We start from the raw sequence: 13,345 nt of genomic DNA, 5'->3' as shown, positions 1-13,345 counted from the left end.
CGAGTCCCGGTGCGCTCGATAGCCTTGCAGCACACGCATTCCCGAGGAGCCGCGATGAAGATCCACAACCCGTTCCGCACCGCCCTGGTGGCGACGCTCGGCGTGGGACTCGGCATCCTGCTGATCGGCAGCGTCGAGAGTCTGTCGACCGTGCTGCTCTATGTCGGCACCGCCCTCTTCCTGAGCCTGGGACTCGATCCGCTCGTCTCGTTCCTCGAGCGCAAGAAGCTGCCCCGCTGGGTCGCGGTGCTGATCACGATCCTCGGCGTCCTCAGCATCTTCGCCGGCATCATCCTGATCGTCATCCCGGTGCTGGTCGACCAGATCTCGCAGCTCATCGCCCAGATCACGGTCCTCGTGCAGCGCGACACTCTGCTCGCCGACCTCCGACAGTGGATGGTCGACACCTTCCCGAACCTGAAGGTCGACGAGGTGTTCGCCTACGTCTCGAACTGGCTCGAGACCAATCTCGCGCAGATCGGCGGATCCATCGGCCAGAGCGTTCTCGCGGCGAGCGGCGCCGTGGTCAGCGGGCTCTTCGGCGCGTTCATCGTCCTCATCCTGACGATCTATCTGACCGCCTCCACTCCGTCGCTGAAGCGCGCTGTCTACCAGCTCGCCCCCGCGTCGAAGCGGGAGCGCTTCATCGACCTGGCCGAGCAGATCACGGACTCCGTCGGCTACTACGTCATGGGGCAGGTCACGCAGGGGGTGATCAACGGCATCCTGAGCATGATCTTCCTCACGATCATCGATGCGCCGTTCCCGGCCGTGCTCGCCGTCGTCGCTTTCTTCTTCTCTCTGATCCCGCTCGTGGGAACACTCACGGGTTCGACGATCATCGTGCTCGTGTGCCTGATCCCGGGCCTCGGCTCACCGGCCACCGCGATCGCCGCGGCGGTCTACTACCTCATCTACATGCAGATCGAGGCGTACGTGATCTCGCCGCGCATCATGAGCCGGGCCGTCTCCGTGCCTGGCGCGGTCGTCGTCGTCGCGGCGCTCGCGGGTGGAAGCCTGCTGGGCCTTCTCGGCGCTCTGATCGCCATCCCGGTGGCAGCGAGCATCCTGATCCTCTACCGCCAGGTGCTGATCCCGCGGATGAACGAGCTCTAGGCCGACGGCCACTCGGTCGGCAGCGGGAGCGCCGTCGGATTCACCGCTGCGACGATCTCCGTCAGCACGCGGCGCGTCTGGCTCTCCCCCACCCACAGGTGCTTGCCGCCCTCGACCGCGATCAGTGTCGCGTGCGGGATGGAGGCGAAGCGCTCCCGGGCCTCGGGCGGGCGGAGGTAGTCGTCGAGCTCAGGCACGAGGACGACCACGTCGACGTCCGAATCCGCCCACGCCGCGACCTCTGCGGCTGTCGCACGGTGCAGCGGAGGCGAGAGGAGGATGATGCCCTCCACGTCGTGCTGGCGCCCGTACTTGAGCGCGAGCTCCGTGCCGAAAGACCAACCGAGCAACCAGGGGCGAGGCAAGCCGCGTTCGCGCACGAAGTCCATCGCGGCGGCCACGTCGAACTGCTCCGCCGCTCCCCCGTCGAACGCCCCGTCGCTGGTGCCTCGCGGCGAGGTGGTGCCCCGGGTGTTGAAGCGCAGCACGGCGAGGTCCGCCAGTGCCGGCAGACGTGCCGCCGCCTTGCGGATGATGTGGGAGTCCATGAAGCCACCGGCGGTGGGCAGCGGATGCAGTGTGACGAGCGTCGCCACCGGCTCGGCCGACTCCGGCTTCGCCAGTTCTCCGACGAGGCTCAGCCCGTCGGCCGTCTCCAGGACGATGTCCTCGCGTCGAGCCGGAAGCTCCAATGGTCCGCGAATCTCGATGCTCATGCGATCCTCCAACAGTGTGTGTGCCAGTGTCGCCGGGAGGCGAGATCTGCCGCGTCGCCGAGTACGCCATCGGCGCGCCAGACGACCAGGTGCGCCGTGCCGGGCACGACGCTGCGTCCGCACCCCGGGCAGACGTACTCCTTGAGCGCCTGGGCCGCCGACACCGGCTGGACCGTCCACTCCGACCCGCGGCGCACCTCGGTGCGCTTCCAGGAGGCGAGCAGTCGCTCGAGCGAATCCTCAGCGTCCGGGCGCGACGGACGGCGTCTGCGGGAGCGGGCCATGACGGCCGCTCACCACCAGTGGTTGTTCGTCCAGAACGCGTGCGCCCCGGCCCAGCTGCCATAGCGACCGGTGGCGTAACCCGTCGCCCACCGGAGGTTGTCGACCGGGTCGTAGCCGTTGCCCGGCACCTTGCTGCACGGGAGCGCCTGGACGAGGCCACAGGCACCCGACGACTTGTTGGTCGCGTTCGGGTTCCACCCGCTCTCACGCGAGACGATGTAGTCGACGTATCCCCAGTCGGACTCGGCGATTCCGGCCGCAGCCATCCATTCCGCAGGGGCGCCGCCGCCGGTGTAGAAGAGCGGTCCGCCACCGCCGCCCGAGCCGGAGCCCGAGTTCCCGGAGGACTCCGTGGAGGGAGTGGGCGTCGGCGTGGGCTTCGGGGTGACGTACACCGAGAAGGTCCCGCGCTGGATCGGAGCGATCTGGGCGCCCTCGACGGTCACGGTGAGGTTCTGCGTCTCGGTGAGCGCAGCCGAATACGCGGATTCGGGCCCATCCGCCACGGGCTGCTCAGCCAGCGCCACGCCCGTCGGCGCGACCATGGCAGCGGCGAAACCCACGACCGCCAGCGCACTGAAGAACCCGACCACACCTCGCCGACGACTGCCCGAGCGCGCGGAGAGAGTCGCTGATGCAGGCATCGGCGAGACGTCGTCGCGGAGGGGGGTCATGTCGTTTCGGGAGTTCACGATAGAGGCGAGTCTACCCGGTGCGGCTCGACGAGGCCACGAGAACGCTCAGCGAACGGCCAGGATCACGTCGACGGCTGCGTCGAGCAACGCATCGACCTGCTCTTCGCGGTACCCGCCCCGCTGCATACGGAACGCCGCGGACCGCAGCTGCTCGGCCGTCAGCGGCTCCCCGTCACGGAGATACCGGGCGATCCGTCCACCGACGTGGTCGACCTCGTCGATCCGGTAACCGAAGGTGAGCACACCCGTTCGCGCGAAGCGGTGCTTCGCAGGACGCGCGAGATGATCGAGGATGACCTGAGCCTCGTCACGCGCCTGCTCCACCCACGCACCGGCACCCGACGAGCGGACGGCGCGTTCTCGGGCGCGTGCCGCCAGAGCGTCCTCCACACGACCGAGTGCGGCATCGACCTCGGTGACGACGTACCCGTTCTTGACCAGGGGGAAGGAGGCGACGCGCACGTCGGCCGCGCTGAGCTCGTCGGTGTCCGCCTCGAAGGCAGCCCGGGCCGCGGCGAGGAAGGTGTCGACGGCGGCACGGTGGTATCCGCGCACTCTGCCGCTCGTCATCGAGAATGCCGGCGGTGCCTGCTCGGCACCGTCAGCGACCTGCTCGACATCGTCAACCATCAGAGCACCATCCAGGAGGAGAAGAGGAAGTAGAGGCAGAGTGCCGGGATCGTCGACGGCAGGATGCTGTCGAGCCGGTCCAGCAGTCCGCCGTGGCCGGGAAGCCAGGAGCTCATGTCCTTGATCCCGAGGTCGCGTTTGAGCATGGACTCGCCGAGGTCGCCCAGCGTCGCGGACAGCAGGATCGCTGCCCCGAAGATGACGCCGATCCACCACGGCAGCTGCAGCAGGAAGAGGGCGAGAAGCACTCCGGCCGCGACCGATGCGACTACCGCGCCCGCGAACCCCTCCCAGGTCTTCTTGGGGCTGATCTTCGGGGCCATCGGATGCCGTCCGAACGCGAGGCCGGCGGCGTACGCCCCCGTGTCCGCCGCCACGGCGATCGCGATGAAGCTCAGCACCCACCACTGCCCGTCCTCCTGTTTGAGGAGGATCAGCGCGATGGCGGCGAGGAACGGGACGTAGATCTGCACGAAGCCGCCGATGACCACATCGCCGAGGACGTCGCCGTATGTTCGACCGTCCGCGGCGATCATCTGCCCGACCAGCCGCCAGACGATGACGAACGCGACGGCGAGGAACAGGACGATCCAGACGAGCCACAGATCGAGGAAGAACGCCGACAGGACGATCATCGTCGCCGCCGCGAATTGCGGGACGACATCGATCCGACGCCCCGAGCCTCGCAGCGCCAGCGACAGCTCGTACACGCCGAGCAGCGCTGCCGCGAGGGCGAACGGCACGAAGAGCACCTTGATGAAGAGCAAGGATGCGAGGAGCGCTGCTCCGAACGCCAGACCGATCAGGATGGCGAGGATCAGGTCGCGGCCCGTGCGCTCCTTGATGCGTTCGTTCGCCTGATCGAGTTGACCTCGTGCGTTCGACACATGCGTGCCCAGTTCATCCCTGGCCGCGCGCCACTGCTCTCTGATCGCATTGTGATCAGCGGTGTCCAGCGGGGTGGAGACCGCCGCGGGCGAGGCACCACGTGGGGAGACGTCGGGTACGGGCGGTCTCGGAGGAACCGCTGCGGGGTCGAACGCCGGGAACGCCCGGTCTTCGAGGGGCCCGCCGCCCGGGTTCGCCGAGTCACTCACCTTGCGGCGCATCGGCGGCGTGTCGGTGTCGTCAGCGGTCGGATCGTCGGACATGCCGCCTACACCTCGAGAAGCTCAGCCTCTTTGCGCTTGAGTGCGTCGTCGATCAGGTCGACGTGCTGGCGCGTGAGGACGTCGAGCTCCTTCTCCCCCCGAGCGATCTCGTCTTCGCCGAGTTCGCTCTTGAGGGCGTCGAGCTCGTCCTTCGCCTTGCGACGGATGCCGCGGACGTGGACCTTCGCGTCCTCACCCTTGGACTTCACGAGCTTGACATACTCCTTGCGGCGATCGGCAGTGAGCTCGGGCATGGTCACGCGCACGAGGTTGCCGTCGTTCGTCGGGTTCGCGCCGAGGTTGGGCATGTCGCGGATCGCCTGCTCGATGCTCTTCAACGCCGACTTGTCGTACGGCGTGATGATGAGCGTGCGCGCCTCCTGGTTCGCCAGAGAGGCGAGCTGCGAGAGCGGAGTCGGCGTCCCGTAGTAGTCGATGAGCACCTTCTGGAAGAGCTGCGGGTTGGCGCGGCCGGTGCGGACCGTGGAGAAGTCCTCCTTGGCGGCCTCGACGGCGCGCGCCATACGGGAGGTGGTTTCAGCGAGGACATCCGCGATCACGGTGACTCCTATCGTCGGGGTGTTCTGAAATTCTATCGGTCGCGGACGCCGGGCATCCGCAGGCACTCAGGACGTGACGAGAGTTCCGATGGGCTCTCCGAGCAGTGCGCGCGTGACGTTGCCCGCAGGCTCCATGCCGAAGACGCGCATGTCCATGTTGTTGTCCATGCACAGGCTGAACGCGGTCGAGTCGACGACCTTCAGACCACGCTGCAGGGCGTCACGGTAGGTGACCCGTTCGATGCGCTCGGCATCCGCATGCTTGTTGGGATCCGCCGTATAGATCGCGTCTACGCCGTTCTTGGCGACGAGGACCTCCTGCGCACCGATCTCGAGAGCACGCTGCGCGGCGACGGTGTCTGTGGAGAAGTAAGGAAGTCCCGCTCCTGCGCCGAAGATCACGACGCGTCCCTTCTCCATGTGGCGCTCGGCGCGCAGAGGGATGTAGGGCTCGGCGACCTGGGTCATCGAGATGGCGGACTGCACGCGCGTCGGCGCGCCGGCCTGCTCGAGGAAGTCCTGCAGCGCGAGCGCGTTCATCACGGTCCCGAGCATGCCCATGTAGTCGGCACGGCCGCGATCCATGCCGCGCTGGCTGAGCTCGGCTCCGCGGAAGAAGTTGCCGCCACCGACGACGATCGCGATCTCGACGCGATCGACCGCCGCGGCGATGTCGCGAGCGATCTGGCTGACGATGTCGGGGTTGACGCCCAGCTGGCCGGCGCCGAACGCCTCGCCGGAGAGCTTCAGAAGTACACGACGGCGTCCAGTGCCTTCGGTCATGGGGGTGTTCCTCTCGTCCCGATTCAAGATAGTGCCTTGTGGGCATGAAGAAGGGGTTCGGATCTCGTTGATCCGAACCCCTTCGACTCTGCTACGCGCCGACCTTGAAGCGCGCGAAGTCCGTCACGGTGATACCGGCGTCCTTCGCCACCTGGGCGACAGAGAGCTTGTTGTCCTTCGCGTAGTCCTGCTCGAGCAGGGCGACCTGCTTGATGAACGCGGAGACACGGCCCTCGACGATCTTGGGCAGAGCCGCTTCCGGCTTGCCCTCGTTGCGGGAGATCTCGGTGACGATCACGCGCTCCTTCTCCACGGCGTCTGCCGGGACGTCCTCGCGGGACAGGTACGACGGGTTCGCGAACGAGATGTGCTGGGCGATGCTGCGAGCGGTCTCGGCATCGTCACCCGAGTAGGCGACGACGACGCCGATCTGCGGCGGCAGGTCCTTGCTGGTGCGGTGCAGGTAGACCTCGACGTGGTCGCCGGAGATCGTGCGCACGCGGCGCAGCTCGACCTTCTCGCCGATGATCGCGGCCTCTTCCGAGATGACCTGCTCGACGTTCTTGTCGCCGGCGGGCGCGGCGAGAGCCGCCTCGACCGAATCGGCCTTGACGGCGGCGACAGCATCCGCGACCTTCTCGGCGAGCGTGATGAATCGCTCGTTCTTCGCGACGAAGTCGGTCTCGCAGGCGAGCTCGATGAGCGTCACGGCGCCATCCTGCTCGCGAGCGACGACGAGTCCCTCGCTCGTGGAGCGGTCGGCACGCTTCGCGTTGCCCTTGGCACCCTTGAGACGCAGGATCTCGGTGGCCTTCTCGACGTCTCCGTCAGCCTCCTCGAGCGCCTTCTTGGTGTCGACCATTCCGGTTCCGAGCTGCTCACGCAGCGCCTTGAGGTCAGCGATGGTGAAGTTGGCCATGTGTGGTGGCTCCTTGCTTCGTAAATGTGTGGTGGTCGCGGAATTACTTGGCGTCTGCGGCCTCGGCGGCGGCGACCTCGGAGGTCTCCTCACCGGAAGCGGCGGCGATCGCCTCGTCGTGTGCCTCTGCACCGGCCGCGTCGGCGGCGGTCTTGTCGTCGGCCGGCGTCTCGACGACAGCAGCCTCATCGGCGGCGGTCTCGACGGTCGCGGCGTCCGCGGACTCCTGGACGGGAGTCTCGAGAAGCTCCTTCTCCCAGTCGGCGAGCGGCTCGGCGTCGCCCGTCTCGGGGTTGTGCTTCTGCTGCAGGCCCTCGGCGGCCGCGTCCGCGATGATGCGGGTGAGCAGCGAGACGGAGCGGATCGCGTCGTCGTTGCCGGGGATCGGGTACTGGAAGTCGTCGGGGTCGGCGTTCGTGTCGAGGATTCCGATCACGGGGATGCCGAGCTTCTTGGCCTCATCGATCGCGAGGTGCTCGCGCTTGGCGTCGACGACCCAGATGGCCGACGGCGTCTTCGTGAGGTTGCGGATTCCGCCGAGCGACTTGTGCAGCTTGTCGAGCTCACGCTTCTTGAGCAGGAGCTCCTTCTTCGTGAAACCGCTGTTCGCAGGGGTCTCGTAGTCGAGCTCCTCGAGCTCCTTCATGCGAGCGAGTCGCTTGGAGATCGTCTGGAAGTTGGTGAGGAGGCCACCGAGCCAGCGCTGGTTCACGAAGGGCTGGCCGACGCGGGTCGCCTGCTCTGCGAGGATCTCCTGCGCCTGCTTCTTGGTGCCGACGAAGAGGATCGTGCCGCCGTGGGCGACGGTCTCCTTGACGAAGTCGTAGGCCTTGTCGATGTAGCCGAGGGACTGCTGCAGGTCGATGATGTGGATTCCGCTGCGCTCGGTGAGGATGAAGCGCTTCACCTTCGGGTTCCACCGACGGGTCTGGTGTCCGAAGTGCACGCCGCTGTCGAGCAGCTGGCGGATGGTGACCACAGCCATGGTCGTCTCCTTGTTCTGACGCGGTTCTGCGTCGTTGAGGTTGTCAAGTCGATCGGAACGATCGAACTCCCTGGTACCCGGCGCACACCCGCCCGCCGTGAGGCGAGACCTGTGGGAGTGGATGCCACGACCGAAGTCGCTGTGGGCACGCGTAGTCACCTCGAGATCGAGGTGCTCCTCCAGCATACAGGACGCGCGGCTCGCACACCCGCTCTGCACCGAACGCATCTCGACCGTGTGGCGCACACCTGCCGGGCAGATCACGGGTGACGCGAGGCGCGAGCAGACGGGAGCGCACAGGATGATCCGATGCGAACCCACCTGCCCCCGCGCGCACCCGTCGTCGCCCTCGCGCTCGTCATGCTTCTCGTCGCTCTGGGCGGTCGCGCGGACGCGTCTGAGATGCCGGCGACGCCGGCGAGCGGCATCGCCGTGAGCGCGGATCCGGTTCCCGACGCTGTCCACCCCCGATGGCACTGGCCGCTCGAGGGGCCTCGCGAAGTGACGTCGCCCTATCGGGCACCCGCCCACGAGTACGGCGCAGGGCACCGTGGCATCGACGTGATGTCGGCGATCGGTGCGGAGGTCACCGCGCCGGCGGAGGGTCGGGTCGCCTTCCGCGGGACTGTCGTCGACAGGCCGCTGCTCACCATCGAGCATCCCGGAGGGTATGTGTCCACATTCGAACCTCTGATCTCGACATGGGAGCCCGGCGACACGGTGGCGGCCGGCGAGGTGATCGGGACCGTCGCTGTCGGCGGACATGCCGCGGCAGACACGGTGCACCTCGGAGTCAGACTGCACGGGGTGTACATCGATCCGCTGCTCCTGTTCGAGCCTGCAGCGAGAGCAGTGCTCCTCCCCTGCTGCGACGGGTCGTGACCTGTAGGTCATCACCCGTATGTCTTGACCCGTCGGGTCACGCGCGGGGGTGCGCCAGACGGTACGTGGCGGTGAGTCGCTCCGCCGAGACGTGCGTGTAGATCTGCGTGGTCCCGAGGCTCGCGTGCCCGAGGATCTCCTGGACGGCGCGCAGGTCGGCACCGCCGTCGAGCAGGTGCGTGGCCGCCGTGTGCCGCAGCGCGTGCGGTCCGACCGTGTCGGCCCCGACGAAAGGGGCGAGCACCTCGGCGACCAGGGTGTAGACGGCGCGAGGTCCGATGCGGCCCCCACGAGTTCCCAGGAACAGCGCAGCGGACGGATGCGCCGCTCGGGCGAGAAGCGCGGGGCGACCGCGGGTGAGATACGTGCCGATGGCATCCCGCGCGGGCACCCCGAACGGGACGACACGCTCCTTGGCCCCCTTTCCCATCACCCGGGCAGTGCCGCGATCGAGGTCCAGGTCGTCGACGTCCAGGCCGCACAGCTCCGAGACGCGGATGCCCGCACCGTAGAGAAGCTCGAGGACACCGTGGTCGCGAAGCGCCGTCGGTTCGCCGGATTCCGCCGCCTGCCGCTGTGTGTCGAGGAGGGCCGTCATGGCGTCTTTCGAGGCGACGGTCGGCAGCGTCCTCCCGCGCTTGGGTGCGACCAGACGCAGGCTCGGGTCGTGCGTGAGGAGTTCCTGCTCCACCGCCCAGCTGAAGAAGGACCGCGCGGCAGCGGCGCGACGGGAGAGAGTCGAGCGGGCGTCTCCCCGCTGCGTGGCCTCCCACAGCCAGTCCCGCAGCGTGTCCAGCGTGATCTGCTCCAGAGAGAGACCGGACGAGGACGCGCCGAGGTCGCGAAGGTCGGACCTGTACGCACGCACGGTCGCCGAGGACAGCCGACGCACCCGCTCGAGATGGTCGGCGAAGGCGTCCACTGCCGCCGGGAACTCCATACCTCCAGCTTGCCGGACCGTGCGCCGCCCCGACGTCAGCCGCGCCGCCGGCCATCCCCGGCCGGAGCTTCCCCGGCCGGAGCTTCCCGCCACTGGCGCTTCCCCGCCCGTCGGAGCTCCCCCGCCCGCCGGGCCCACCGGTGGGCCCGGCGGGCGGCCTACGGCTCATCGTCGATCACTGTGCCCACTCAACCAGCCGCCGTCGGCGCGACGGGCGTCGCCCTCCAGTTCGAGGAGCCCGAGCAGCGCGCTCACGCGCGTGGGCGCCAGACCCGACCGGCGGGCCAACTCGGTGACCGTCGACGGCGTGCGCACTCCCAGCGCATCCCGCAGACGCCGTCGCTCGGGGTCGACACCCGGGCCCTCCTGCGCGGAACCCTCCACGTACCCCGAGATGCCCCACAGCTCCCGGATCTCCTCGGAGGTGGTCACGCATCTCGCATCGTATTCACGGAGCAGCCGGTGGCACCCCGCCGATGCCGCGGAGGTCACCGGTCCCGGCACGGCACCCAGCGGACGCCCCAGTGCCGCCGCATGCCCGGCAGTGTTGAGCGAGCCGCTGCGCCACCCCGCCTCGACGACGACGGTCGCGTCGGCCAGCGCGGCGATCAGGCGATTGCGCGCGAGGAAGCGCCACTTCGTCGGTGCCGTGCCGCAGGGGACCTCGCTCACCACGGCACCGGTCGCGACGATGCGCTGGAGCAGCTGACGATGCCCCTGCGGATAGGCGCGATCGACTCCACCGGCGAGGAACGCGATCGTGCGGCCCTCTACGCCGAGGGCGGCACGATGCGCGGCACCGTCGATCCCGTACGCTCCCCCGGAGACGATGACCGCGCCCGAGGCGGCGAGCTCCCCGGCGAAGTCGCCCGCCAGCATCTCCCCGTATCCGCTCGCGGCGCGTGCTCCGACGATCGCCACGCGTGGCGCGGCGGAGAGCAGCGATGCATCGCCGCGCACCCAGAGCACCATCGGCGCATGCGCACCGAGATCGTCGACCGCGTGCGGCCACTCGGGATCGCCGGGTATCAGCAGTCGCGCCTGCACATCGCCCGCGGCGCGGACAGCGGCGGCGACCGCTCGGACCTCTGCACGCACCCGCCATCGTGCCCGCCCCTCGGCCAGCTCCGCCCTGCCCCGCCCGGGGACCGGACCGACACCGTCATCGAGAGCGACTCTGAGGGCCTCCGACGCGCCCAATGCCTGAACCAGCGCGCCCGCGACACCGTCACCCGGTTCTGCGACGACGGACCACGCGACCCTGGCCAGCGCCTCGAGATCGCCCGCCGCGCTGCGGACCGCCGCCATCGCCGAGACGAGTTCCCCGTCGCTGCGCAGTTCGTCGATCATGATGCGAACCCCCGCTTCAGATACAGTGCGCGTCCGACCTCGTCCGGCCCCGGTCGGGCCACACCCTCGAGGTCGGCCATCGTCCATGCCAGCCTCAGCACGCGGTCGTAGCCGCGCAGCGTGAGCGTGCCACGCTCCAACGCGCGGTCGAGCGGAGCCCGTGCGGCCGCCGGGATCCTGAGGTCGGGCTGTCGAAGCCGGGCGCCCGGCACATCGCCGTTGCGTCGCCACGGTGTCCCGCGCCATCGCTCTGCTGCACACTCCCGAGCCCGCAGAACCCGACTTCTGGCGACCTCGCTGGTCAGCGCCGCCTGATCGCCGGTCATCGCGCGGCTCGCGGACACACGCGCGACGCGCAGTTCGATGTCGATGCGATCCCGAAGCGGACCCGACAGTCTCGTCGCATAGCGGCGGATCGCGAGCGAGGGACAGAGACACTCGGCACCTCGCACGCCGTAATTGCCGCAAGGACACGGATTCAGCGCCATGACCAGTTGGAACCGGGCGGGGAACAGCGCAGTCATGCCGGACCGACTGACTTCGATCGACCCGGTCTCGAGCGGCTGCCTCAGCGCGTCGAGCGCGACCCTCGAGAACTCCGCGGCCTCGTCGAGGAAGAGCACGCCTCTGTGCGCTCGCGAGATCGCCCCAGGTCTCACCACTTTCGACCCTCCGCCGACCAGGGCTGCCACGGAGGCGCTGTGGTGCGGCGCCTCGAGAGGAGGCATGACGGTGAGGCTCCGCACGGATTCACCGGAGAGAGAACGGATCGAGGCGACCTCCAACGACTCGTCCTCGGAAAGCGCAGGCAGGATGCCCGGGAGCCTGCGGGCCATCATCGTCTTTCCTGCTCCGGGCGGCCCGCTGAGGAGCAGATGATGTCCTCCGGCCGCGGCAGCGACCAGAGCGTTCACCGCATCTTCCTGTCCCACCACGTCGGCGAGGTCGAGATCTGGCATCTCCTCGATCGCGGGAGCGGACGAGGGCACGGGGTCCGCGTCCTGAACCTCGATGTCGGCCCCATGCCAGACGGCGACCTCCGACAGAGTGCTGGCGGAGCGCACCTCCACCCCGGGGACGAGACGAGCCTCGGCCTCGTTGCCGCGGGGCACGATCACCGTGTCGAACCCGGCGCGCGCGGCCGCGAAGACCGCGGGCAGCACACCGGGCACGGGGCGCAGCCGACCGTCGAGCCCGAGTTCACCGAGGTGCACGGTTCCTGCGATCGCGCGCGTCGAGATCGCTCCGCCCGCAGCCAGCGCGGACACTGCGATGCTCAGGTCGAATCCCGACCCCTGCTTCGGCAGGCTCGCCGGGGACAGGTTCACGGTCAGACGCCGCCGCGGCAGATCCAGAGCGGAGTTCTTGCACGCGTTGTGCACGCGCTGGACGGCCTCGGCCAACGACTTGTCGGGCAGGCCGATGATCTTGAAGTCGGGGGTCTGATTCGAGAGGTCGGCCTCGACCTCGACGAGATGTCCGTCCACTCCGGTGAGAGCGACAGCCCACGTGCGGGCCGTCGTCATGACACATCCTCGAGGTGCTCGACCGTTCCGTCAGCAGGATCGCCGACGATGCCGATCGCCTCGACACGTATCGTGCGGCCCCGTGACGTCTCGGGATGCGCAGCAGCCCAAGCGTGCGCCAGTTGCCACAGCCTGCGCGCCTTGCGGGCATCGATCGCTTCGAGCGGATGCCCGAAGCCGACTGTCCGCCGTGTCTTCACCTCGACGATCGCGAGGACATCGCCGTGCACCGCGACGATGTCGATCTCTCCCTGTGGACACCGCCAGTTGCGGTCGACCACCTCGTAGCCGGCTTCCGTCAGATGACGGACCGCTCGCTGTTCACCGTCTCTGCCGAGTTCGTCTTTCGCTGCCATGAGGACAGCGTCGCGTGCGCACGCCTCCGGCCATGCGCCCGATCAGTCGATCCGCCGACCGCTGAGGATAACCCGTCGTCGAGCTGCGTCGGGGAGGAGAGATCACTCTCCGTCGAGCGACAGCTCCTGAGGGATCTCGAACTCGCGACGCTGCAGCTCCTCGACGTTGACGTCTTTGAAGGTGAGCACGCGGACCGCCTTCACGAAGCGGTCGGCCCGGTAGATGTCCCATACCCAGACATCACTCATCGAGATCTCGAAGTAGAAGTCGTTCTCGGTGTCACGACGCACCACGTTGACCTCGTTGGCCAGGTAGAAGCGTCGCTCGGTCTCCACGACGTACTGGAACTGCGCGACAACATCGCGGTACTCGCGGAACAGCGCCAGCTCGAGCTCGCGGTCGTAGTCGTCGAAGGCTTCCTCATCCATGATCACTCCATCCTAGAGTCGG

16 protein-coding genes are annotated in these 13,345 nt (G+C 68.4%); 2 read left to right on the top strand and 14 right to left on the bottom strand.

All coding sequences use genetic code 11. The features are described 5' to 3' along the window. Nucleotides 1-54 precede the first annotated feature (54 nt). Nucleotides 55-1,116: an AI-2E family transporter gene (locus DXT68_RS07710; RefSeq protein ID WP_045255207.1), complete on the top strand. Its 1,062-nt coding sequence runs from the start codon at nt 55-57 to the stop codon at nt 1,114-1,116. Here the strand turns inward: DXT68_RS07710 and DXT68_RS07705 are convergent. The 9 genes from DXT68_RS07705 to rpsB form a co-directional block, all read right to left on the bottom strand. After that, nucleotides 1,113-1,832: an alpha/beta hydrolase gene (locus tag DXT68_RS07705; RefSeq protein WP_045255208.1), complete on the bottom strand. Its 720-nt coding sequence runs from the start codon at nt 1,830-1,832 to the stop codon at nt 1,113-1,115. The two genes, DXT68_RS07710 and DXT68_RS07705, sit on opposite strands and share 4 nt — an antisense overlap. Next, nucleotides 1,829-2,116, bottom strand: a complete 288-nt coding sequence (locus DXT68_RS07700; RefSeq protein WP_045255209.1) for an Rv1322 family protein — start codon at nt 2,114-2,116, stop codon at nt 1,829-1,831. Before DXT68_RS07700 ends, DXT68_RS07705 begins: the two co-directional genes overlap by 4 nt. 9 nt (nt 2,117-2,125) lie before the next feature. Next, the gene (locus DXT68_RS07695; RefSeq protein ID WP_230109830.1) at nt 2,126-2,791 is read right to left on the bottom strand and encodes an aggregation-promoting factor C-terminal-like domain-containing protein; all 666 of its coding nucleotides are present in this window, start codon (nt 2,789-2,791) and stop codon (nt 2,126-2,128) included. A 66-nt stretch (nt 2,792-2,857) separates the two neighbouring features. Beyond that, on the bottom strand, nt 2,858-3,442 hold the full coding sequence (locus tag DXT68_RS07690; protein WP_045255210.1) for a DivIVA domain-containing protein: 585 nt from the start codon (nt 3,440-3,442) through the stop codon (nt 2,858-2,860). Next, a complete protein-coding gene (locus DXT68_RS07685) occupies nt 3,442-4,593 on the bottom strand; it encodes a phosphatidate cytidylyltransferase (RefSeq protein WP_045255211.1) in 1,152 nt (383 codons plus the stop codon). Before DXT68_RS07685 ends, DXT68_RS07690 begins: the two co-directional genes overlap by 1 nt. Before the next feature lie 5 nt (nt 4,594-4,598). After that, a complete protein-coding gene (gene frr / locus DXT68_RS07680) occupies nt 4,599-5,153 on the bottom strand; it encodes a ribosome recycling factor (RefSeq protein WP_045255212.1) in 555 nt (184 codons plus the stop codon). Nucleotides 5,154-5,219: 66 nt separating this feature from the next. After that, complete coding sequence (gene pyrH / locus DXT68_RS07675) at nt 5,220-5,936, bottom strand: UMP kinase (RefSeq protein ID WP_045255213.1); 717 nt, start codon at nt 5,934-5,936, stop codon at nt 5,220-5,222. A gap of 91 nt (nt 5,937-6,027) precedes the next feature. Beyond that, nucleotides 6,028-6,855, bottom strand: a complete 828-nt coding sequence (tsf, locus tag DXT68_RS07670) for a translation elongation factor Ts (RefSeq protein WP_045255214.1) — start codon at nt 6,853-6,855, stop codon at nt 6,028-6,030. 43 nt (nt 6,856-6,898) lie between these two features. Beyond that, nucleotides 6,899-7,840 (bottom strand): 30S ribosomal protein S2, encoded by a 942-nt coding sequence (gene rpsB / locus DXT68_RS07665; RefSeq protein ID WP_045255215.1) that lies wholly within the window; start codon nt 7,838-7,840, stop codon nt 6,899-6,901. A 309-nt stretch (nt 7,841-8,149) separates the two neighbouring features. Here rpsB and DXT68_RS07660 point away from each other — a divergent pair, with 309 nt between their 5' ends. After that, a complete protein-coding gene (locus tag DXT68_RS07660) occupies nt 8,150-8,722 on the top strand; it encodes a murein hydrolase activator EnvC family protein (protein WP_052677829.1) in 573 nt (190 codons plus the stop codon). Between the two features lie 37 nt (nt 8,723-8,759). Here the strand turns inward: DXT68_RS07660 and DXT68_RS07655 are convergent, their stop codons facing one another. The 5 genes from DXT68_RS07655 to DXT68_RS07635 form a co-directional block, all read right to left on the bottom strand. Continuing rightward, nucleotides 8,760-9,662 (bottom strand): tyrosine recombinase XerC, encoded by a 903-nt coding sequence (locus DXT68_RS07655; protein WP_045255216.1) that lies wholly within the window; start codon nt 9,660-9,662, stop codon nt 8,760-8,762. A 165-nt stretch (nt 9,663-9,827) separates the two neighbouring features. Next, entirely contained in the window at nt 9,828-11,012 is a 1,185-nt protein-coding gene (gene dprA, locus DXT68_RS07650; RefSeq protein ID WP_052677830.1) for a DNA-processing protein DprA, read from the bottom strand. Further along, the gene (locus DXT68_RS07645) at nt 11,009-12,538 is read right to left on the bottom strand and encodes a YifB family Mg chelatase-like AAA ATPase (protein ID WP_045255217.1); all 1,530 of its coding nucleotides are present in this window, start codon (nt 12,536-12,538) and stop codon (nt 11,009-11,011) included. Before DXT68_RS07645 ends, dprA begins: the two co-directional genes overlap by 4 nt. Beyond that, nucleotides 12,535-12,894 carry a YraN family protein gene (locus tag DXT68_RS07640; RefSeq protein ID WP_045255218.1) on the bottom strand — a complete coding sequence of 120 codons (360 nt, stop codon included), beginning with the start codon at nt 12,892-12,894 and terminating at the stop codon, nt 12,535-12,537. Before DXT68_RS07640 ends, DXT68_RS07645 begins: the two co-directional genes overlap by 4 nt. A 102-nt stretch (nt 12,895-12,996) precedes the next feature. Then, the gene (locus tag DXT68_RS07635; RefSeq protein WP_045255219.1) at nt 12,997-13,323 is read right to left on the bottom strand and encodes a DUF2469 family protein; all 327 of its coding nucleotides are present in this window, start codon (nt 13,321-13,323) and stop codon (nt 12,997-12,999) included. Nucleotides 13,324-13,345: the final 22 nt, after the last annotated feature.

The sequence above is a fragment of the Microbacterium foliorum genome (genome assembly GCF_003367705.1).
In the GTDB taxonomy this organism is placed as follows: domain Bacteria; phylum Actinomycetota; class Actinomycetes; order Actinomycetales; family Microbacteriaceae; genus Microbacterium; species Microbacterium foliorum.
The sequence above is the reverse complement of the archived record's forward strand: the minus strand, read 5'-3'. Positions and strand labels throughout refer to the sequence as shown.

Excerpts from the sequence above, each read along its gene's own strand:
- DXT68_RS07690 (WP_045255210.1), bottom strand. The coding sequence starts at position 3,442 with ATGGTTGACGATGTCGAGCAGGTCGCTGACGGTGCCGAGCAGGCACCG.
- pyrH (WP_045255213.1), bottom strand. The coding sequence starts at position 5,936 with ATGACCGAAGGCACTGGACGCCGTCGTGTACTTCTGAAGCTCTCCGGC.
- rpsB (WP_045255215.1), bottom strand. The coding sequence starts at position 7,840 with ATGGCTGTGGTCACCATCCGCCAGCTGCTCGACAGCGGCGTGCACTTC.
- DXT68_RS07645 (WP_045255217.1), bottom strand. The coding sequence starts at position 12,538 with ATGACGACGGCCCGCACGTGGGCTGTCGCTCTCACCGGAGTGGACGGA.
- DXT68_RS07635 (WP_045255219.1), bottom strand. The coding sequence starts at position 13,323 with ATGGATGAGGAAGCCTTCGACGACTACGACCGCGAGCTCGAGCTGGCG.
- DXT68_RS07705 (WP_045255208.1), bottom strand. The coding sequence starts at position 1,832 with ATGAGCATCGAGATTCGCGGACCATTGGAGCTTCCGGCTCGACGCGAG.
- DXT68_RS07660 (WP_052677829.1), top strand. The coding sequence starts at position 8,150 with ATGCGAACCCACCTGCCCCCGCGCGCACCCGTCGTCGCCCTCGCGCTC.
- DXT68_RS07700 (WP_045255209.1), bottom strand. The coding sequence starts at position 2,116 with ATGGCCCGCTCCCGCAGACGCCGTCCGTCGCGCCCGGACGCTGAGGAT.
- DXT68_RS07695 (WP_230109830.1), bottom strand. The coding sequence starts at position 2,791 with ATGACCCCCCTCCGCGACGACGTCTCGCCGATGCCTGCATCAGCGACT.
- DXT68_RS07710 (WP_045255207.1), top strand. The coding sequence starts at position 55 with ATGAAGATCCACAACCCGTTCCGCACCGCCCTGGTGGCGACGCTCGGC.
- DXT68_RS07655 (WP_045255216.1), bottom strand. The coding sequence starts at position 9,662 with ATGGAGTTCCCGGCGGCAGTGGACGCCTTCGCCGACCATCTCGAGCGG.
- DXT68_RS07640 (WP_045255218.1), bottom strand. The coding sequence starts at position 12,894 with ATGGCAGCGAAAGACGAACTCGGCAGAGACGGTGAACAGCGAGCGGTC.
- DXT68_RS07685 (WP_045255211.1), bottom strand. The coding sequence starts at position 4,593 with ATGTCCGACGATCCGACCGCTGACGACACCGACACGCCGCCGATGCGC.
- dprA (WP_052677830.1), bottom strand. The coding sequence starts at position 11,012 with ATGATCGACGAACTGCGCAGCGACGGGGAACTCGTCTCGGCGATGGCG.
- tsf (WP_045255214.1), bottom strand. The coding sequence starts at position 6,855 with ATGGCCAACTTCACCATCGCTGACCTCAAGGCGCTGCGTGAGCAGCTC.